This window comes from Streptomyces sp. NBC_00513, from assembly GCF_041431415.1.
Lineage (GTDB): Bacteria > Actinomycetota > Actinomycetes > Streptomycetales > Streptomycetaceae > Streptomyces.
Map to the genome: position 1 here is coordinate 3,046,439 of NZ_CP107845.1, position 18,651 is coordinate 3,065,089.

An 18,651-nucleotide genomic window follows, 5' to 3' on the forward strand; every position below is an offset into this window, starting at 1 on the left:
TCCTGCCCGCTCCGGACTGCGGCGGGAACCCCAAATGATCGATCATTTAGGTGATGTTTCCCACCGGTATCCGGCCGGACAGTCTGGGTGCCACCGCCGTGTACCTCCTGCCTGCGGAAACCGTACGCACCGCCTGGCCGAGGGCCTTCCGTGACCCGACCAGGACGACCAGTTTCTTCGCCCTGGTCACCGCCGTGTAGAGCAGATTGCGCTGGAGCATCATCCAAGCCCCGGTGGTGACGGGGATCACGACGGCCGGATACTCGCTCCCCTGGGAACGGTGGATGGTGACGGCGTACGCGTGGGCCAGCTCGTCCAGCTCGGAGAACTCGTAGCCGACCTCCTCGTCCTCCTCGGTGCGCACCGTCAGTTTCTGTTCGTCCAGGTCGAGGGCGGTGACCACGCCCACCGTGCCGTTGAAGACACCGTTGGCGCCCTTCTCGTAGTTGTTCCGGATCTGGGTGACCTTGTCGCCCACCCGGAAGACCCGGCCGCCGAACCTCTTCTCGGGCAGGTCGGGGCGGGCCGGCGTGATGGCCTGTTGCAGCAGGGCGTTGAGGTTCCCGGCGCCGGCCGGGCCCCGGTGCATGGGCGCGAGGACCTGGATGTCCCGGCGCGGGTCGAGACCGAATCTGGCCGGAATTCGACGTGCGGCGACGTCCACGGTGAGTCGGCCCGCCTCCTCGGTGTCCTCCTCGGGGAAGAGGAAGAAGTCCGGCAGGCCGTCGGTGAGGGGCGGTACGCCCGTGTTGATCCGGTGCGCGTTGGTGACGACGCCCGACTGCTGCGCCTGCCGGAAGATCCGGGTGAGCCGGACGGCGGGCACCGGGCCGCCCTCGGCGAGCAGGTCGCGCAGCACTTCCCCGGCGCCGACCGAGGGGAGCTGGTCCACGTCTCCGACCAGCAGCAGGTGCGCGCCGGGGGCGACGGCCTTGACCAGTTTGTTGGCGAGCAGCAGGTCCAGCATCGAGGCCTCGTCCACCACGACGAGATCGGCGTCCAGCGGGCGCTCCCGGTCGTACGCCGCGTCCCCGCCGGGTTTCAGCTCCAGCAGCCGGTGCACGGTGGAGGCCTCGGCCCCGGTGAGTTCCGAGAGGCGCTTCGCGGCGCGGCCGGTGGGCGCGGCCAGCAGCACCTTGGCCTTCTTCGCGCGGGCCAGTTCCACGATCGACCGGACGGTGAAGGACTTCCCGCAGCCGGGGCCGCCGGTGAGGACGGCGACCCGGCGTGTGAGGGCGAGTTGGACCGCCTCGCGCTGTTCGGGGGCGAGCTTGGCCCCGGTGCGGCCCGCCAGCCAGTCCAGGGCCTTCTCCCAGTCCACGTCCCGGAAGCCCGGCATCCGGTCCTCCTCGGCGTGCAGGAGCCGGCGGACCTGGCCGACCAGCGACAGTTCGGCCCGGTGGAAGGGGACCAGGTAGACCGCGGTGAGGGGCGGACCGCCCTGGGGGTCGGGCACGGGCTCGCGGACCACCCCCTCGGGGTCGGCGGCCAGTTCGGCGAGGCAGTCGATGACCAGCCCGGTGTCCACCTGGAGGAGTTTGACCCCGTCGGCGATCAGCCGTTCCTCGGGGAGGAAGCAGTGGCCCTGGTCGGTGGACTGGGACAGGGCGTACTGGAGCCCGGCCTTGACCCGTTCGGGGCTGTCGTGCGGGATCCCGACGGCCTGGGCGATGCGGTCGGCGGTCAGGAAGCCGATGCCCCAGACGTCGGCGGCGAGCCGGTAGGGCTGGTTGCGCACCACGGAGATGGAGGCGTCGCCGTACTTCTTGTAGATGCGCACCGCGATGGAGGTGGAGACGCCGACTCCCTGGAGGAAGACCATGACCTCCTTGATGGCCTTCTGCTCCTCCCAGGCGGCGCCGATCAGCTTCGTCCGCTTGGGGCCGAGCCCGGGGACCTCGATCAGCCGTTTGGGTGCTTCCTCGATGACGTCCAGGGTGTCGAGGCCGAAGTGCTCCACGATCCGGTCGGCGATCTTCGGCCCGATGCCCTTGATCAGACCGGACCCGAGGTAGCGCCGGATGCCCTGGATGGTCGCGGGAAGGATGGTGGAGTAGTTCTCGACGCTGAACTGCCTGCCGTACTGGGGGTGGGAGCCCCAGCGGCCCTCCATGCGCAGGGATTCGCCGGGCTGCGCCCCGAGGAGCGATCCGACGACGGTGAGGAGGTCGCCGGAACCGCGTCCCGTGTCGACGCGGGCGACGGTGTAGCCGCTCTCCTCGTTGGCGTAGGTGATGCGCTCCAGCACCCCCTCGACCACTGCCGGTTGCACCGCTCCGTTGGTGGTAGTCATGCCCGAAAGCTACCGGGCGCCACCGACGGCGCGGCGGGCCTGTGGACAACCGGGTGCCGGGCGACCAGAAGGGGGTCCGACCTTCCGGCCGGACCCCCTCACGGTTACCCCTCCCTCGTCGGACTTCCCGATCCCCCCGGATCCCCTCCCGAAAGTCCCGACGCACCATACGACCCACCACACCCGTCGGGGGTTGCACGGCGATCCACGTCTTTGCCTCTCCATTACCCGAGCCGTACGCGAGTGCGATCCGAGATGCCACGCAATCACCTCAGACGTAGCGTTTCAGGCATGAGCGAACCCTCTTTCCAGGACGACGTGCTCAATGAGCTCGACGACGACAGGCTCACCGAGATCGCGGGCCTCCTCGGCACCGACGCGGCGGGCGCGCGCGACACGATCGCGACCACGGTCGGCGCGATGACCGGTGACCTCCAGCAGAAGGTCGAGGCCGACGACCACGACGGCGACGAGGTCCGCCAGGCCGTCGCGGAAGTGGCCGAACCCCCGTTGCAGGGCGTGGCCACCCTCGGCGGCGGGCTGCTCGGCGGCGGGCTGATGGCCGGCGTCCTCGCCAAGGTGAGCAAGCCGGTGGCCAACGCGGTCTCGAAGAAGACCGGCATCCCCGCGCCCACCGTCGCCCGGGTCATCGAGCTGCTGATCCCGGTGCTGTTGGCGGTCTTCGCCAAGCGGGCGGCCGACAAGGGCACGGGAGCGGCCCCGGCCCCCGGCGCGGCGCCGGGTTCCGCGGAAGCGGGTTCCGGGCCGGCGCCGGGCGGTGGCCTCGGCGACGTGCTGGGGCAGATCCTGGGCGGCGGCAAGAAGTAGGCGGCGCCGGGTCGCCCGTACGGAGCAGCGCGGGCCGGGCGGTGCCGGGCCGTCCTCGCGGGGCGGGCCCGGTGCCCCCGGCCCGCTCCGCGCGCTATCCTCGGGCGCCATGGAGCCCCCTGGTGACCACTCTCTCGCGCGGGTTCGGCTACGGGAGCCGGTCCCCGGCGAGTTGGGGTGGATCGTGTCGCGGCACGGCGCCCTGTACGCCGCCGAGTACGGCTGGAACCAGGAGTTCGAGGGCCTGGTGGCCGGGGTCGTCGCGCGGTTCGCCGAGGACCACGACCCCTATGTGGAGCGCGTCTGGATCGCCGAACTCGACGGCGAGCCGGTCGGCTCGGTGATGTGCGTACGCGAAGACGGACAGCCCGGCGCCGCGCGCCTGCGGCTGCTGCTGGTCGAGCCCGAGGCGCGCGGTCACGGCGTCGGCGCCCTCCTCGTCGACACCGTCGTCTCCTTCGCCCGCTCGGTCGGCTACCACGAGCTGGTGCTGTGGACGAACGACGTCCTGGAGTCGGCCCGTTCCCTCTACCAGCGGGCCGGTTTCACCCTGGTCGCCGAACGGCCGCACCGCTCGTACGGGGTCGCGCTCACGGGGCAGGACTGGCGGCTGCCGCTCCGGGAGCACCCACCGCGCTGAGGGGCGCGGCGGCGGGCGTACGGGGCTTCGCCCGCGCGGGCGACAGGGAGGTCAGGCCGACCCCGCCGACGAGGAGCACGGCGGCCGGCCAGCGCAGGCCGGAGACGGACTCGCCGAGGACCAGCGCCGCCGAGGACATTCCGAACACGGGCACCAGCAGCGAGAACGGCGCCACCGAGGAGGCCGGGTAGCGGCGCAGCAGGTAGCCCCAGGCGCCGAAGCCGAACACCGTCGACACCCAGGCGACGTAGCCGATGACGGCCGCCCCGGACCAGTCCAGGGCGCGCAGCGCGGCCAGGTCCCGTTCGGGCCCCTCCAGCAGCAGCGAGAGCGCGAGCAGCGGCAGCACCGGGACGGTGCACACCCAGACCATGAAGTTCAGCGCGTCGGGCGGGGCGGCCTTGCGGGTCAGCACGTTGGACACGCCCCAGCAGGCGGCGGCCGCGACGACCAGGACGAAACCGAGCACCGGCCCGGAGGCGCCCCCGTCGGCGGCGGCGACGCCGATCCCGGCGAGCGCGACGAGCATCCCGATCAGCCGTACCCGGCCGGGCCGCTCGCGCAGCACGACGGTGGCGAGGACGGCGGTGAAGACGGCCTGGACCTGGAGGACCAGGGAGGAGAGGCCGGCCGGCATCCCGGCGGCCATGCCGGTGAACAGGAGACCGAACTTGGCGATGCCGAGGGCCACTCCGACGCCGATGATCCACTTCCAGGCGACCTTGGGCCGGCCGACGAGGAACACGGCGGGCAGCGCGGCGACGAGGAAGCGCAGGGCGGAGAGCAACAGGGGCGGGAAGTGGCCGAGTCCGATCTCGATGACGACGAAGTTGAAGCCCCAGACGGCGGCGACGAGAACGGCGAGTGCGGTGTGTACGGGACGCATGATCCGAGCATCGACCCCCGGACCATGTAGCACCAGCGCGGATCTCTTCCGGGATGGATGAAGCATCGCTTACGAATGGTCGGGGTCTCGGGGCTACCCTGGGCCCATGCTCGATCTGGCCCGGCTGCGCGCCCTGCACGCCGTCTCCGTCCACGGTTCGGTCGCGGGCGCGGCGGCCGCACTCGGCTACACCCCCTCGGCCGTCTCCCAGCAGATCGCCAAGCTGGAACGGGAGACCCGCACCACGCTGCTGGAACGACGCGGCCGCGGGGTCGCCCTCACCGAGGAGGCCCGGCACCTCGCGGACACCGCGCGGGAGTTGCTGGCGATCGTGGAGCGCGCCGAGACCACGTTGGAGGAGCGGCGCGGGCAGCCGAGCGGGCTGCTGACGGTGGCCGCCTTCGCCTCGGCGGCGCGCGGCCTGCTGCCGGCGGTGCTGGCCGACCTGGCCGCCCGGCATCCGGCCCTGGACGTCCGCCTCACGGAGGTGGACCCCCACCTCTCGGTGGACCTGGTGGCCCGCGGGGTCACCGACCTGGCGGTGGCGCACGACTGGGACATCGCCCCGCTGCCGGCCCCCGAGGGCGTCGAGCAGGCCGTCATCGGGGACGACCCCTGCGAGCTGGTGGTGCCGGCCGGGCACCCGTTCACCGCGCGGGCCGTGATCCGGCGGGCGGACCTGGGCGGACAGCGGTGGGTGTGTCAGCCGCCGGGGCGGGTCTGCCACGACTGGTTGACCCGGACACTGCGCACCGCCGGGTTCGAGCCGGACATCGCGCACGTCGCCGAGGAGAACCACACCATCGTGGCGCTGGTCGCCGCCGGACTGGGCGTGGCCGTCGTACCGCGCCTGGGCACCGGCGCGCTGCCGCCGGGGGCGGTGGCCGTCCGGCTCGAACCGGGGCCGGTACGCAGGCTGTACGCCCTGTGGCGGACCGGGGCCGCCCGACGCCCGGCCATCACCGAGACGGTGCGCACGCTCCGGGAGCACTGGGTCGCGGCGGCCCCGGGGCCGGAGTCCGGGACCTGACGCGCGAGGCGGCCCGGCCGCGCCCGCCGCACCCCGTCCGGGGGACTCCGCGAGTGTCCGGGACTCCCCCGACGCGCCCCGGCAGTAGCGTCCGGCGGGTGTCGTACCACGCCTCCCGCCGGTCCCTGCTCGCCGCGGCCGCCCTGGCCGCCGTCACGGCCGCCGGGGCCGCCTCCGCGGCCTCGGGGGCCCGCCGCGCCCCGGACGACCCACGCGCCCCGGGAAAGGCTCCGGGCGGGCCCTGGGGGCATCGGCCCGACCGGGCCGCGCTGCGCCGGTTGGCGGCCGGGATGAGCCTGGCCGAGAAGGTCGGCCAACTCTTCGTGTCCCGGGTGTACGGGCATTCGGCGACCGACCCGGACCCGGCGGACGCCGAGCAGAACCTGACGCTCTTCGGGGTGCGCACCGCGGCCGAACTGGTCGCCCGCTACCACCTCGGCGGGATCGTCTACTTCGCCTGGGCCCACAACACCCGTGCGCCGCACCAGATCGCCGACCTGTCCAACGGCCTCCAGCGGGCGGCCGCGGGCACCGGGGCCCGCGTCCCGCTGCTGCTCTCCACGGACCAGGAGCACGGCGCCGTCACCCGGATCGGCAAGCCGGCGACCCTGTTGCCGGGGGCGATGGCGCTGGGCGCGGGGGGTTCGGCCGCGCGGGCCCGCCGGGCCGCGCGGATCGCGGGCGTGGAGCTGGCCGCGATGGGCGTCCGGCAGGACTACGCGCCGGTGGCCGACGTGAACGTCAACCCGGCCAACCCGGTGATCGGCGTACGGTCCTTCGGCTCCGACCCGCGCGCGGTGGCGGCCCTGGTCGCCGCCCAGGTCCGCGGTTACCAGGGGGCGGGGGTGGCCGCGGCGGCGAAGCACTTCCCCGGCCACGGCGACACCGAGACGGACAGCCACGTCGGGCTCCCGGTGATGCGGCACACCCGCGCCGTCTGGGAGGAGTTGGACGAGCCCCCGTTCCGCGCGGCGGTCGAGGCGGGAGTGGACGTCGTCATGACGGCGCACATCGTCTTCCCCGCGCTCGACCCGTCGGAGGATCCGGCGACGCTCTCCCGGCCGATCGTGACGGGCATCCTGCGCGAACGCCTCGGTTTCCGGGGGGTGGTGGTCACCGACGCCCTCGACATGGCCGGGGTCCGCCAGAAGTACGGGGACGACCGGGTCCCGGTACTGGCTCTCCGGGCGGGCTGCGATCAGCTGCTGAACCCGCCGGACCTCGCTCTCGCGCACCGCAGCGTGCTCGCGGCCGTGGAGTCGGGCGAGTTGACGGAGGCCCGGATCGAGGAATCGGTCCTGCGGATCCTGGAACTGAAGGCCCGCCGCGGGTTGTTCGAGAACCCGTACACCTCGGCCCGCGCGGTGGACGCCGCCGTCGGCACGCCCGCGCACCTGGCCGCCGCCGACGAGATCGCGGCCGGTACGACGACCCTGCTGGCCAATCCCGTGCGGTTGCTGCCCCTGGACCCGGCGCTCGCGCCGCGGCTGTTGGTGACGGGGACGGACCCGGTGTCCCCCTCGGGTACCACCGGGCCTCCCACGGAGGTACTGGCCCGGGAGCTGACCGCCCTGGGCTGCCGAGCGGCGGCGGCGCCCCCGGGCCGCGCGGTCGCGGCGGCTCCGGGCAACGCGGCGGTGCTCGTGTGCACGTACAACGTCCCGGAGGGGGAGAGCCCGCAGCGCGCCCTGGTGACGGAACTGCTCGCGACCGGGGTTCCCGTGGTCGTGGTGGCGACCCGCAACCCGTACGACCCGGCCCGGCTGCCGACGTGTGCGGCGGAGGTGGCGACGTACTGCTGGACGGACGTGGAGATGCGGGCGGCGGCCCGGGTGATCACCGGCCGGCGGCGACCCGAGGGCCGTCTCCCGGTCCCGGTGCCGGGCCGCTACCCGCTGGGCCACGGGCTGACGTACGGGTAGGTCCCCGTACGCCGGCCCGCGGCCCCGAACCCCTGCGGGAGGGTTACGGCCGCAGCTGCGGCTCGCGCTCCAGGTCCCGCTGGTCGAGCCGCGCGTCCGGCGAGGCCAGCGGCTTCGCCTTCGCCGAGTCGCCGAGCGCGGCGGCCGGGGCCACCCCGGCCCACTTCAGGATCCGCGCGGTCGCGAGGGCCTTCTCGCCCTCCTGGAGCTGCGCGACGTTCGCCCCGTGGTTGGCGCCCGGCGCGATCATCACGTAGCTGTCCTTGACCTTGTACCCGAGGTGGAAGGGCTCGGCGCCCCACGGGTCGTTCTGCCCGTACACGAACAGCATCTGGTTCGCGTTGTCGCGCACCCAGCGGTCCACGTCCGTCATGGCCCCCGGCTGGAAGGTCATCGGGATGTCGCGGGGCACGAAGTTGCGCGGCGGCTGGTAGCCGTAGCGGCTCAGGCCCTTGAGGTGCGGCTGCTTGATGTCGGGCGAACCGAGCTGGGTACCCGCCTGGTAGTAGTACGGCGTGTACGTCTCGAGTCCCTGGTCGGCGTAGGCCGAGAAGCCCGAGATCGCGTCGATCGTGTCCCAGATCTCCTGGTCGGAGGCGGTCGCGGCGGTCGGGATCGCGGCGCAGTCGGCCAGCAGGCTGTACTGCCAGAACGCCCAGCTGTAGTCGAGCACGACGGCCTCGTAGGCCTTGTCGAGGTTCCCGACGGTGGTGAAGGTCCAGCCGTTCTCGGTGGCGGCGGCGGCGTACTTGGCCTCCAGCGGAACGCGGCGGATCAGCGCCTCGCGCTGCACGTTGTTCAGCTTGTCGCGGCACTCCTTGGTGCCGACCTTGTTGAAGAACCGGTCGTAGGCCGAGTCCTCCTTGTTGTTGACGTCGTTCGGCGCGACGTAGGCGACGACGCCGTCCATGTCACGCGGGTAGAAACGCTCGTAGTACGTCGCCGTCATGCCGCCCTTGCTGCCGCCCGTGGCGATCCAGTTCTTGCTGTAGATCTTCTTGAAGGCGGTGAAGATGCGGTGCTGGTCGCTGGCGGCCTGCCAGATGTCCAGGTTGCCCCAGTTGGCCGGCTCGGGCCGGGAGGGCGTGAAGAATCGATACTCCAGGGACACCTGGTTGCCGTCGACTATGGTCGTCGGCTCGCTCCGGCGCGGGTTGGTGTTGACGTTGTAGCCGGACGTGAAGAAGACCGTGGGCCGGGACGTGTCCTTGTGCAGCAGGGTGAGGCGCTGCTTGAAGGTGCCCTTCGACGGGTTCCGGTGGTCGACCGGCTGCTCGTAGTTGAGTACGAAGAAGCGGTACCCGGGGTACGGCTTCTCCTCGATCAGACTCATCCCCGGGATGCCGAGGATCCGGTCCTTGATGTCCGTGGCGGCGGTCGGCCCCGCGGCGGTGGCCGCCTGGGCCGTGACACCGGCCGCGCCCATGGTGCCGATGAGCACCACGAGCGACAGCAGCCATCCGAGCGTCTTGCGCATTCACCCTCCCCTTGCGTTCACTTCGGTCGCCGTGAACCTAGCGGGGTCAACACGCCGCTGAACAGACCCGGTTGGATCGATCGGCCGCAATGTCGTGATCAAGCCACGGTCAGCACAGGATCCAGCCGGAAGAGGTCGATCCGGCGCCCACGCTCCCCTTGACGAACACGCAGCGGTTGATCGCGCCGACGGTGACGGGGCCCGCGTACCGGGTGTATCGGCCGGCGTCGCGCACCGGCACCCCGCCGCGCGGCTGGATGCTCACCGCCATCTCCCGGCGTTCGCCCGGCCGCGAGGCGACCGTGATCGCGCAGGCCTGGGTACGGCTCTTGTAGACCCGCACCTCGCCCGTCGAGAAGGGCAGGGTCTTGACCAGCTGCCCCCCGCACCCGGCGGTCGCCGCCTGCGCCGGGGGCGCCGCGACGACCCCTGTGACACCCAGCCACAGCGCCGCCCCGAACACCCCGAAGGTCACGGTCCGTGTCCGGCCGCGCCTGCTTCGCTTCTGCATCACGCTGGTCCCCCGATCCGACGCACGTCGTGCGCACGCACGTACGTACGACGCGCTGACCCCCCGGATGGTTGCACCCCACAAGGGCATCCCGAAGGGGCAGGTTCGTGCCCGAACAGGGCGTGCGGGGGCGGCTGTAGAGGCGCCGGCGGGCCCCCGCCGACGTCGGCGGCAGCGCGGCGCCGGCGGCCCGTGACAGGACGCGGGCGGGGTGTCGGGGAGCGGACGGGGAGTCAGGCCGCGGCCCGCTCGTCCTCCCCCGCGAAGGTCCGCCAGAGCTCGGCGTACCGACCGCCCCGCGCCAGGAGTTCACCGTGCGTGCCGTCCTCCACGACGCGGCCCCGGTCCATGACGACGACCCGGTCGGCCCGGGCGGCCGTGGTCAACCGGTGCGCCACGACGAGCGTGGTGCGCTTGCCGGCGAGCCGTTCCGTCGCCAGGTTGACCTGTGCCTCGGTGGCCAGGTCGAGGGCCGCGGTGGCCTCGTCGAGCAGCAGCACGTCCGGGTCGACGAGTTCGGCGCGGGCCAGGGCGATCAGCTGGCGCTGACCGGCCGACAGGTTGCGGCCCCGTTCAGCGACGGTGTGCAGGTAGCCGCCGTCGAGGGTGGCGATCATGTCGTGGGCACCGACCGCGCGGGCCGCCGCCTCCACGTCGGCGTCGCTCGCCTCGGCCCGCCCGTAGGCGATGGCGTCGCGGACCGTCCCCGGAAAGAGGTACGACTCCTGGGGGACGACCCCGAGCCGGTGGCGGTACTCCGTCAGGTCGAGCTCCCGCAGGTCCACGCCGTCCGCGGTGACCCGGCCGCCGGTCGGGTCGTAGAACCGGGCCACGAGCTTGACCAGCGTGGACTTGCCCGCCCCGGTCTCGCCCACGAAGGCGACGGTCTGCCCGGCGGGTATCCGCAGGGTGATCCCGGCCAACGCGTCGCCCTTCGCCCCCCGCTCCTCGGCGGCCCCGTAGGCGAAGTGGACGTCCTCGAAGGCGACCTCGCCCCGAAGCCGGGGCAGCGCGCGCGGATCCGCCGGACGCGGAGTGGTGGTGGGCTCGCGCAGCAGGTCCTGGATCCGGCCCAGGGAGACGGTGGCCTGCTGGTACCCGTCGAACACCTGGGAGAGCTGCTGGACGGGGGCGAAGAACAGGTCGATGTAGAGCAGGTAGGCGACGAGCGCGCCGGTGGTGAGCGTGGCCGCCTCCACCCGGCCCGCGCCGGCGATCAGCACGGCCGCGGCGGCGCCCGAGGACAGCAGCTGCACGAACGGGAAGTAGACCGATATCAGCCACTGGCCGCGCACCCGGGCCTGGCGGTACGCGTCGCTGCGCTCGGCGAACCGGGCCGCGCCGTCGTGCTCGCGCCGGAACGCCTGGACGATGCGGAGCCCCGCCACGGACTCCTGGAGGTCGGCGTTGACGCTGCTGACCCGGTCGCGGGCCAGCTCGTACGCGGCGACCGACTTGCGGCGGAACACGATCGTGCCGACGACCAGCACGGGCAGGGTGGCGAAGACGATCAGGGCCAGCTCGACGTCGAGGACGAGGAGGGCCACCAGGATGCCGAGGAAGGTGAAGACGGACACGACGGCGGTGACGAGCCCGGTCTGGAGGAACGTGGACAGCGCGTCGACGTCGGTGGTCATCCGCGTCATGATCTTGCCGGTCAGCTCGCGCTCGTAGTAGTCGAGGCCGAGGCGCTGGAGCTGGGCGAAGATCTTGACGCGCAGGGCGTACAGCACGCGCTCGCCGGTGCGCCCCGTCATGCGGGTCTCGGCGAACTGCGCGGCCCACTGTCCGATGACCACCAGGAGGGCCAGCCCGGACGCCACCCACACCGCGCCCAGGGCGGCCTGCTCGACGCCCTGGTCGATGCCGTGCCGGATCAGGATCGGCAGCAGCAGGCCCGCGCCCGCGTCGAGCGCGACCAGACCGAGGCTGATGGCGAGCGGCGCCCAGAAGCCGCCGAGCAGTCGGCGCAGACCGTAGCTCTCCTCGGCGGACGCGGCCCGGGTCTCGTCCACGGCGGGCAGGTCGTCGGCGGGCGGCAGCGCGGCCACCTGCGCGAGCAACTCGGGGGTCGCGGGCATCCCGGCGACCGCCCCGGCCATGGAATGCCCGGCTCCGGGGGCCCTCAGGCCCGTGCCCGCGGCGGGTCCGGCCGCCGCCTTGGCCTCGTCCTGGCGCTGCCAGAGTTCGGGGGTGATCCCGCCGGCGACCCGGCGCTTGGCGTTCACGGGCTCCGAGTCGATCTCCGCCTCGATCTCGATGTCCCGATCGATGTCGCGCTCGATGTCCCGCTCGACGTCCCGCTCGATCCCGCACTCGATGTCGCGTTCGAACTCGGTCATCGCGGGCGTCTCGCGGATGCGCGGGGAACCGCCGCCGAGGGCCTCGGGATCGGTCAGCAGCCTGCGGTAGAGGGGCGAGCGGCGCTCCAGCTCCTCGTGCGTGCCGATGTCGGAGAGCCGGCCCCGATCCAGTACCGCGATCCGGTCGGCCAGCGCGAGCGTGGACCGGCGGTGGGCGATGAGCAGGGTCGTACGGCCGGCCATCACGGCCCGCAGCGCCTCGTGGATCTCGTGCTCGACGCGGGCGTCGACGGCGGACGTCGCGTCGTCGAGGAGCAGCAGCCGGGGGTCGGTGAGGATGGCGCGGGCGAGCGCGACGCGCTGGCGCTGCCCCCCGGAGAGGGTGAGGCCCTGTTCACCGACCGTGGTGTCGTACCCGGCGGGCAGCTCCCGGATGAACCCGTCGGCCTGCGCGGCCAGCGCGGCGGCCTCGATCTGCGCGTCGGTGGCGTCGGGGCGCCCGTAGGAGATGTTGGCGCGGAGGGTGTCGGAGAACAGGAACGAATCCTCGGGCACCAGGCCGATCGCGCCGCGCAGCGAGTCGTAGGTCAGGTCGCGGACGTCGTGCCCGCCGACGCGGATGGTGCCGCGGTCGGCGTCGTAGAAGCGCGGCAGCAGCAGCGAGACGGTGGACTTGCCGCTTCCGGAGGCGCCGACGAGGGCGACGGTCTCTCCTTCCCGGATGGCGAGCGAGAACCCGTCGAGCACGGGGCGCGCCGGGTCGTAGCCGAAGGCGACGTCCTCGAACTCCACGGTGGCGGGGGCGTCGGCGGGCAGCTCCCGCTCCCCCTCGCGGATCACGGGCTCGGTGTCGATGAGCTCGAAGACGCGCTCGGCGCCGGCGCGGGCCTGCTGGCCGACGGTGAGGACCATGGCGAGCATGCGGACGGGACCGACGAGCTGCGCGAGGTAGGTGGAGAAGGCGACGAACGTGCCGAGGGTGACCTGCCCCTTGGTGGCCATCCAGCCGCCGAGGGCCAGGATGGCGACCTGCCCGAGCGCGGGCACGGCCTGGAGGGCCGGGGTGTAGCGCGAGTTGAGCCGGATGGCCCGCATCCGTCCGCCGAACAGCCTGCGGCCGGCTTCGCGGAGCTTGCCGGTCTCCTGCTCCTCCTGCCCGAAGCCCTTGACGACGCGGACGCCGGTCACGGCCCCGTCGACGACACCGGCGACCGCGGCTGCCTGGGCCTGCGCGTACCAGGTGGCGGGGAAGAGCTTCTTGCGGCTGCGCTTGGCGATGAACCACAGCACGGGGGCCATGAGCAGGGCGACCAGGGTCAGCAGCGGCGACAGCCACAGCATGATCCCCAGGGATATCCCGAAGAGCAGGAAGTTCCCGATGGTCATGGGCAGCATGAACAGCAGGCCCTGGATGAGCTGGAGGTCGCTGGTGGCGCGACCGATGACCTGGCCGGTCGACAGCTCGTCCTGGCGGCGGCCGTCGAGGCGGGTGATCGCGTCGTACATGTCGGTGCGCAGGTCGTGCTGCACGTCGAGCGCGAGCCGGCCGCCGTAGTACCTGCGTATGTACGTCATCACGTACACGAGCGCGGCCGCGCCTATGAGCATCCCCGCCCACGGGCCCATGGGCCGGCTCTTGTCACCTATGACGTCGTCGAGGATGATCTTGGTCACCAGTGGCACGAGCGCCATGACGGCCATGCCGCCCAGCGAGGACCCGAGCGCGAGCAGCACATTCAGCCGGTACCGCCAGGTGTAGGCGGCCAGCCTCCTGCCCCAGCCCTGTTTCTCCCCTGCCGCCGTCTGCGCCGCCGCCACGTGGTGCCTCCCCGTTGGTTCGTTCCTGCCGCCTCACCCAACGCGCCGACCGGCGGATTTCATCCCGCCGCAACAATCGCACTCCCGTCCGGGGACGGCACGCGAGCCGCACCCGACGGTGGGAGGGGGGTGGGGGCGGGGTGCCTGGGGGTCCAGGCGGGGTCTAGGCGGGGTCTAGGCGTCGAACGCGTACTCCAACACGTACGCGGACGAGTCGAGGACCATCTCGTTGACCTCGACGACCCGCCCGTCGGCGGCGAAGGCGGTACGGACGACCAGGACGACGGGAGTGCCCGTCCCGAGCCGCAGCGCGGCGGCCTCCTCGGGGCTGGGCATGCGCGACCGGACCTCCTCGCGGAACCGGGTCGGGGCGTGGCCGAGGTCGGCGAGGCGGGCGTAGATGCCGCCCTCGCCCGAGTCGGGCTCGGTGATGGGCGTCCCGGTGACGAGGGCGGCTTCCAGGTGGGAGGTGGCGAGCATGACGGGCTTCCCGTCGAGCAGGAACCTGCGGCGACGGACGCATGCGGGTGCGCCGGCGGTGATACCGAGTGCGACTGCCATCGCGTCCGAGGCCGGTTCCTCCGTGACCCCGATGAACTCGACCTCGGGGTCACGCCCCTTGGCGTCCGCGGCCCAGATGGATCCGCCCGCACCCCAGACCTCGACGGACAGCCGCTGGATTCCGCGACGCCTGATGACGACACGGAAGTGGCGCACGAACACCCCGGCACCTTTGCGCGCCTCGGCCAGTCCCTCCGCCTGGAGCACTCCGAGCGCCTGCCGTGCGGTCATCCGGGCGACCCCGTAGGTGACCATCAGGTCGCTCTCACCGGGCAGCCGGTCCCCGGGGCCGTACTCGCCCGAGGCGATGGCGTCCTTCAAAGCGGCGGCCATGCTCTGGTACTTGGGTTGCCGCCCGGCGGCCTTTCTCGGCATGAGCCCCTCCCTGATCACGCCACGCAGCCTAGAGGGCCCACCGGTCACGGACGGGCATCTTCGCCCCATATCTGCCGGCCGCGAACATATCTAGACATCTCCCGGCGGCGGTACTCGTCGAGCGCTTCACTGGTGACCTATCTAGACATGTGAGGTAGAGATGAACCAGCCCCCTACGGCCCAGGAATTCTGGATCCTGCCACGCGGCCCCCACGCCCCCGGCAGGGCACGAGCCCTGCTGCGGGAACGGTTCGACGGGTGGAACGTGGCCGGAGAAGCGGCCGACACGGCCGAGCTGCTGCTCTCCGAGCTGGTCACCAACGCCGTACGCCACGCCCGCGCGCCGCACGGCAGGGACATCGGGGTCCGGCTCGCGCGGTACGACGACGTGGTCCGGGTGGAGGTGTCCGACGCGGGTCCCGCCGTCACCCTCGCGCCCCGGGCCGCCGGAGAGTCGGACGAGCGCGGCCGGGGGCTCGCCATCGTGGCGGCACTGGCGGTGCGGTGGGGTCAGTGCCCCCGGGCTCACGGGATCGGCAAGGTCGTTTGGGCCGAAATCCCCGTCAAGGGGTAGACAGCGGCTTCACCACCGGGGCCTTCGCGAGGGGCTTGTTCTCGCAGCCGAGGGCCTCGGTGACACGGCGGGTCATGAGGTACGTGAGGGAGGTCTGGCGGTCCCGGTCCGCTTGGACCATGTCCGTGTGCGGGACGCTGACGCCGTAACTGGCCTCCACGGACAGCGCCGCCTTGTCCGACGGCGCCCTGAGTTCACCGGGCATCTCGCACCGTACGCGCAGCAGCGTCCCGGTGTCGCCGGTCTCGCCGACCGCCTCGTTCGCCACGAAGGGCACCGCATCCTGCGGCGGCCTCTTCTTGAACCCCTGCGGTTGCCAGCGGACGTCCATCCGCACCCGGAGGTGATCTTTCGCCGGTTCCGGGATGTACGTGCAGAAGCCCGCCGAGTCCGTCTCGTCGCCGGACGGCATGGAGCGCAGGTCCTCTTCCAAGCGGGCGGTCAGGTTCCGGGTGGTCTTGTTGACCTGCGTCTCGAAACCATCCGAACGCATGATCTGACGCAGGAGGTCCCGTTCGGCCGAGGGATCGGCGACCGTGCAGAGATGGTCGGCGCGGGGCTCGGGGTTCTCCGAAGAGCACCCCGAGAGTGCCAGCACGCACACGAGGGCGGCCGACCACCGCTTGACGGTGGTCCCGTCGTCACGACGACTTGAGGTGCGCATGCGCCGCATTCCGTCCCAGGTCGTAGCCATTGCCCGCGCTGTCCCTCGCGGATTGAAACGCACCATCCGGTTTCGGCTCCCCTCCCTGCTCGCGCCACTTCTCGTAGAGCAGGTTGAGCCCATCGCTGCCTTGCCCATAGTTGCGACTGGAGTCCTGCTTTCCCAGGTCCTCCGCATCGCTCTTGATGTCCTTGACCCACTCGTACTTGGCCGAATCGATCAGCGAACCGCCGAGGGTTCCCACGACCGGGATCTCGCCGATGAGCGCGTTTCCTGCGGCTGCCGAGTGCTCAGAGGCGCCTTCCGCCCATTCGACCTTGTCCTCCATCTTGTCGTTGTAGACATCCGCGCCGATACCGCCGAGGGCCCCCATGGCCACCCCGATCTCACGGCCCGTGTGGTCCCAATCCGCGCTGCTCCCGTGCGTTGGGTCGCCGTTGTAGTGCGAGGAGTTCGCCAGCTCATCGGCCGAGTAAGCGCGCTCCGCCTCGTACAGCAACGCAAAGGCCGGGCCGTCGTCCGCGATGCCGCGCATCACGCGGACCAGGCTGCCCTGGCCGACCGCCAGGTGGGCCTGGTCGCCCGAGCCGTGGATGGAGTCGCTGCCGGCGGTGCCGCCCAGGTCGGATTCCTGGCCACCCAAAATGAGGTGCGTGTCGGACACGTAGTCGACCAACGCCTTCGCCATCGGTTGGCGCAGGCCCTCCAGGTCCTCCGGGAACTCGTCGCCGCCCATCTCGTCGTCGAGGAGGCGAACCGCGTTGTGCATGACCCGGGCCTGGCCCTCGGTGTGGGGGCCGGGCGGGCCCAGCTTCTCGCCGTCGACGTGGCCGGTGGCCGCCGCCTGGATGGCCGCGCCGAGGCCCGCCGTCTTGTCGCCGTGCATCTCGATCGGAGGGCCGACGGCGGTCGAGATCCAGGGGTCCGGCATGTCGCGGTCCTTGAGCAGGTACTTCAGGTGCTCGTTCTTGTTGCCCGCCGCGTCGGGGTCGAGGAAGTACGTCGCCGAGTCCGGGTCCTTGGCCATGATGCCCAGGAGACCGTCCAGCGGGTCGGAGACCAGGTTGGGGCGCTGGGGGTCGTAGGCGTGGTCGTACATGTGGGGCTTCGACTTCTCGGCCTCGATCATGCCGTTGCCGAGGTCGTTGAGGAACTGCTTGCCGTAGCCGTCGCCGTTGGCCATGAGGGTGACCAGCGACTGGTACCCGTATGTCGGCCGCGCGCCCTTGGCCACCAGTTCGGGGCCCAGCTCCTTGAGGCCGTCGACGAACGGCTTGTAGGCGTAGCTCCCGGGGTCCTTCGTGCCGGAGGCGACCGTCGAGGCGAGGCCTGAGTTGATCGACTCGTAGAGCTTCTTGTCGGCCGCGGACGCCCCTCGGTCGTTGGCCGCCAGGTTCATCTGGTCGGCGAGGTGCAGGGTGTCCTTCGCGCCGAGGGCGTGCAGGTACGCCTCGCTGAAGTGCTTGTCGTCGCCGTTCTGCCTGAGGATGTCGTTGTAGTGCCGCAGTTCCTCCGGAGAGGCCTTGCCGTCGCGGACCTTCGAGGTGAGCGCGAGGGCCTCCACGGCCTCGACGTCGCCGACCGGCTTGGAGTTGAAGCCGAACATCGCGGTCCCGTCGGCCCCCGACGCGTTGAGCAGGGCGGTCTTGACGTCGGCGTCGAACTCGGTGACCGCCTTGACCGCGTCCCCGATCCGGCGCGTCCAGGACCGCTCGACCTCGGGGAGGTCCGGGTCGTGCCGGATCGCCTTCGCGGTGTTGGCGTCGACCTTGCTGAAGTCGTAGCTCGCGATGCCGTGGTCGGAGACCTTCATGCCGGCGGCCTCGGCGTCCGCCACGGCGGACTTCACCCGGCCCTTGAGGTCCGTGAACCGGGTGTGCGCGTCACGGAGCAGCGACTCCATGGCCAGCGCCTCCTTCTGCGCGGAGGCGAACTCCCCTCGCGTCATGCCCGCGTTGGTGGCGGCGGTCTGCGCGCTGGAGCCCATCCAGCCGTTGCCGGCGGACACGCTCTGGACCTCGTCCTTGTAGACGTCCTCCATGGTCTTGAACTGGGTCGCCATGGCCTTCCAGCCGTCGGCGGCCGTGGTCAGCGCGGAGAGGTCCGTCTGAACGATCTCGGAATAGCTCGGCATGCCGTCTCCCCCTACAGTCCCGCGACCTTGGACTGCCCCGGCTGGAAGCTGCGGCCCGTCAGCTGGTCGTTGCCGGTGAACAGGTTCGAGGCCCCGCGCAGCGCGGTCTTCTCCGAATTGAGCCTGGCCATCAGGCGTTTCACCTGGTCGTCCCAGTGCGCGTGCGCCTTCGTCAGGCCCGCTGCCGTGTCCCAGCCGGTGAAGGCCTTGACGGCGGTCTTCGTCGGTTCGTCGGCCACGTCCGCCGCCTTCTTCGTGCCGGGCTGCAGGACGTTCTCGATGGTGTTGGCCGCCTTCTTCTTCGCGGGAGGGGCCGTCGCGAGGGTGCCGGGGATGCCCGGCGTGGTGGATCCGCCCGGATCGGCGGCGAGTTGGTTCAGCCGCATCCTCGGGGACGGGCCCTCGGGCGCGCCCTGCCCGCCGGCGTTCCACTCCTGCTCGAACGACACTGTTTCCCCCGCGTGTTCCGACTCGGCCCCCGGGCCCTGTGTGCCGGATCCGCCGCGTGTCGCATCCCTGCGCGTCGGATCCCCTGCGTGTTGGATCACGGGCAGCCTACCCAGCCGCCACAAGAGGCCCCCACAGGGCGGTGGAAGCGCGGGGAACCCGTGTACGAAGCGTGTACGAACCGTGCC

General features: G+C 71.9%; 13 protein-coding genes and 1 pseudogene. 5 read left to right on the top strand and 9 right to left on the bottom strand.

What is annotated here, in order from left to right:
* Positions 1 to 46: 46 nt before the first annotated feature.
* The gene (locus tag OHA84_RS14150; protein ID WP_266971439.1) at positions 47 to 2,293 is read right to left on the bottom strand and encodes an ATP-dependent RecD-like DNA helicase; all 2,247 of its coding nucleotides are present in this window, start codon (positions 2,291 to 2,293) and stop codon (positions 47 to 49) included.
* A gap of 291 nt (positions 2,294 to 2,584) precedes the next feature.
* Here OHA84_RS14150 and OHA84_RS14155 point away from each other — a divergent pair, with 291 nt between their 5' ends.
* Positions 2,585 to 3,121, top strand: coding sequence for a DUF937 domain-containing protein (locus OHA84_RS14155; protein WP_053674769.1), 537 nt, complete (start codon positions 2,585 to 2,587; stop codon positions 3,119 to 3,121).
* Positions 3,122 to 3,263: 142 nt separating this feature from the next.
* Positions 3,264 to 3,761, top strand: a pseudogene (locus OHA84_RS14160) (GNAT family N-acetyltransferase); the annotation flags it as partial.
* On the opposite strand, the gene OHA84_RS14165 reads toward OHA84_RS14160, so the two are convergent.
* Positions 3,712 to 4,647 carry an EamA family transporter gene (locus OHA84_RS14165; protein WP_266971437.1) on the bottom strand — a complete coding sequence of 312 codons (936 nt, stop codon included), beginning with the start codon at positions 4,645 to 4,647 and terminating at the stop codon, positions 3,712 to 3,714. The pseudogene OHA84_RS14160 and the gene OHA84_RS14165 sit on opposite strands and share 50 nt — an antisense overlap.
* A gap of 106 nt (positions 4,648 to 4,753) precedes the next feature.
* On the opposite strand from OHA84_RS14165, the gene OHA84_RS14170 reads away from it, so the two are divergent.
* Together OHA84_RS14170 and OHA84_RS14175 are read left to right on the top strand one after the other, a co-directional pair.
* Positions 4,754 to 5,677 carry a LysR family transcriptional regulator gene (locus OHA84_RS14170; protein WP_053674764.1) on the top strand — a complete coding sequence of 308 codons (924 nt, stop codon included), beginning with the start codon at positions 4,754 to 4,756 and terminating at the stop codon, positions 5,675 to 5,677.
* A gap of 98 nt (positions 5,678 to 5,775) precedes the next feature.
* On the top strand, positions 5,776 to 7,599 hold the full coding sequence (locus tag OHA84_RS14175; protein ID WP_266947552.1) for a glycoside hydrolase family 3 protein: 1,824 nt from the start codon (positions 5,776 to 5,778) through the stop codon (positions 7,597 to 7,599).
* A 43-nt stretch (positions 7,600 to 7,642) separates the two neighbouring features.
* Here the strand turns inward: OHA84_RS14175 and OHA84_RS14180 are convergent, their stop codons facing one another.
* The 4 genes from OHA84_RS14180 to OHA84_RS14195 form a co-directional block, all read right to left on the bottom strand.
* On the bottom strand, positions 7,643 to 9,076 hold the full coding sequence (locus OHA84_RS14180) for a S28 family serine protease (protein WP_053674761.1): 1,434 nt from the start codon (positions 9,074 to 9,076) through the stop codon (positions 7,643 to 7,645).
* Positions 9,077 to 9,185: 109 nt separating this feature from the next.
* A complete protein-coding gene (locus OHA84_RS14185; RefSeq protein ID WP_063839414.1) occupies positions 9,186 to 9,587 on the bottom strand; it encodes a hypothetical protein in 402 nt (133 codons plus the stop codon).
* A 233-nt stretch (positions 9,588 to 9,820) separates the two neighbouring features.
* Positions 9,821 to 13,708, bottom strand: coding sequence for an ABC transporter ATP-binding protein (locus OHA84_RS14190; RefSeq protein ID WP_266971434.1), 3,888 nt, complete (start codon positions 13,706 to 13,708; stop codon positions 9,821 to 9,823).
* A gap of 174 nt (positions 13,709 to 13,882) precedes the next feature.
* Entirely contained in the window at positions 13,883 to 14,644 is a 762-nt protein-coding gene (locus OHA84_RS14195) for a GntR family transcriptional regulator (protein ID WP_266947553.1), read from the bottom strand.
* 160 nt (positions 14,645 to 14,804) lie between these two features.
* Between OHA84_RS14195 and OHA84_RS14200 the strand changes: the two genes are divergently transcribed.
* Positions 14,805 to 15,218 carry an ATP-binding protein gene (locus OHA84_RS14200; protein WP_266947554.1) on the top strand — a complete coding sequence of 138 codons (414 nt, stop codon included), beginning with the start codon at positions 14,805 to 14,807 and terminating at the stop codon, positions 15,216 to 15,218.
* On the opposite strand, the gene OHA84_RS14205 is transcribed toward OHA84_RS14200, so the two are convergent.
* Genes OHA84_RS14205 through OHA84_RS14215 form a run of 3 tightly spaced genes read right to left on the bottom strand, consistent with a single transcriptional unit; the run spans position 15,208 to position 18,465 of the window.
* The gene (locus OHA84_RS14205; RefSeq protein WP_266947555.1) at positions 15,208 to 15,882 is read right to left on the bottom strand and encodes a hypothetical protein; all 675 of its coding nucleotides are present in this window, start codon (positions 15,880 to 15,882) and stop codon (positions 15,208 to 15,210) included. The genes OHA84_RS14200 and OHA84_RS14205 overlap by 11 nt on opposite strands.
* On the bottom strand, positions 15,860 to 18,016 hold the full coding sequence (locus OHA84_RS14210) for a hypothetical protein (protein WP_266971431.1): 2,157 nt from the start codon (positions 18,014 to 18,016) through the stop codon (positions 15,860 to 15,862). Before OHA84_RS14210 ends, OHA84_RS14205 begins: the two co-directional genes overlap by 23 nt.
* Before the next feature lie 11 nt (positions 18,017 to 18,027).
* Positions 18,028 to 18,465 (bottom strand): hypothetical protein, encoded by a 438-nt coding sequence (locus OHA84_RS14215; protein WP_234349834.1) that lies wholly within the window; start codon positions 18,463 to 18,465, stop codon positions 18,028 to 18,030.
* Positions 18,466 to 18,651: the final 186 nt, after the last annotated feature.

Excerpts from the sequence above, each read along its gene's own strand:
- OHA84_RS14150 (WP_266971439.1), bottom strand. The coding sequence starts at position 2,293 with ATGACTACCACCAACGGAGCGGTGCAACCGGCAGTGGTCGAGGGGGTG.
- OHA84_RS14155 (WP_053674769.1), top strand. The coding sequence starts at position 2,585 with ATGAGCGAACCCTCTTTCCAGGACGACGTGCTCAATGAGCTCGACGAC.
- OHA84_RS14165 (WP_266971437.1), bottom strand. The coding sequence starts at position 4,647 with ATGCGTCCCGTACACACCGCACTCGCCGTTCTCGTCGCCGCCGTCTGG.
- OHA84_RS14170 (WP_053674764.1), top strand. The coding sequence starts at position 4,754 with ATGCTCGATCTGGCCCGGCTGCGCGCCCTGCACGCCGTCTCCGTCCAC.
- OHA84_RS14180 (WP_053674761.1), bottom strand. The coding sequence starts at position 9,076 with ATGCGCAAGACGCTCGGATGGCTGCTGTCGCTCGTGGTGCTCATCGGC.
- OHA84_RS14185 (WP_063839414.1), bottom strand. The coding sequence starts at position 9,587 with ATGCAGAAGCGAAGCAGGCGCGGCCGGACACGGACCGTGACCTTCGGG.
- OHA84_RS14195 (WP_266947553.1), bottom strand. The coding sequence starts at position 14,644 with ATGCCGAGAAAGGCCGCCGGGCGGCAACCCAAGTACCAGAGCATGGCC.
- OHA84_RS14200 (WP_266947554.1), top strand. The coding sequence starts at position 14,805 with ATGAACCAGCCCCCTACGGCCCAGGAATTCTGGATCCTGCCACGCGGC.
- OHA84_RS14205 (WP_266947555.1), bottom strand. The coding sequence starts at position 15,882 with ATGCGCACCTCAAGTCGTCGTGACGACGGGACCACCGTCAAGCGGTGG.
- OHA84_RS14210 (WP_266971431.1), bottom strand. The coding sequence starts at position 18,016 with ATGCCGAGCTATTCCGAGATCGTTCAGACGGACCTCTCCGCGCTGACC.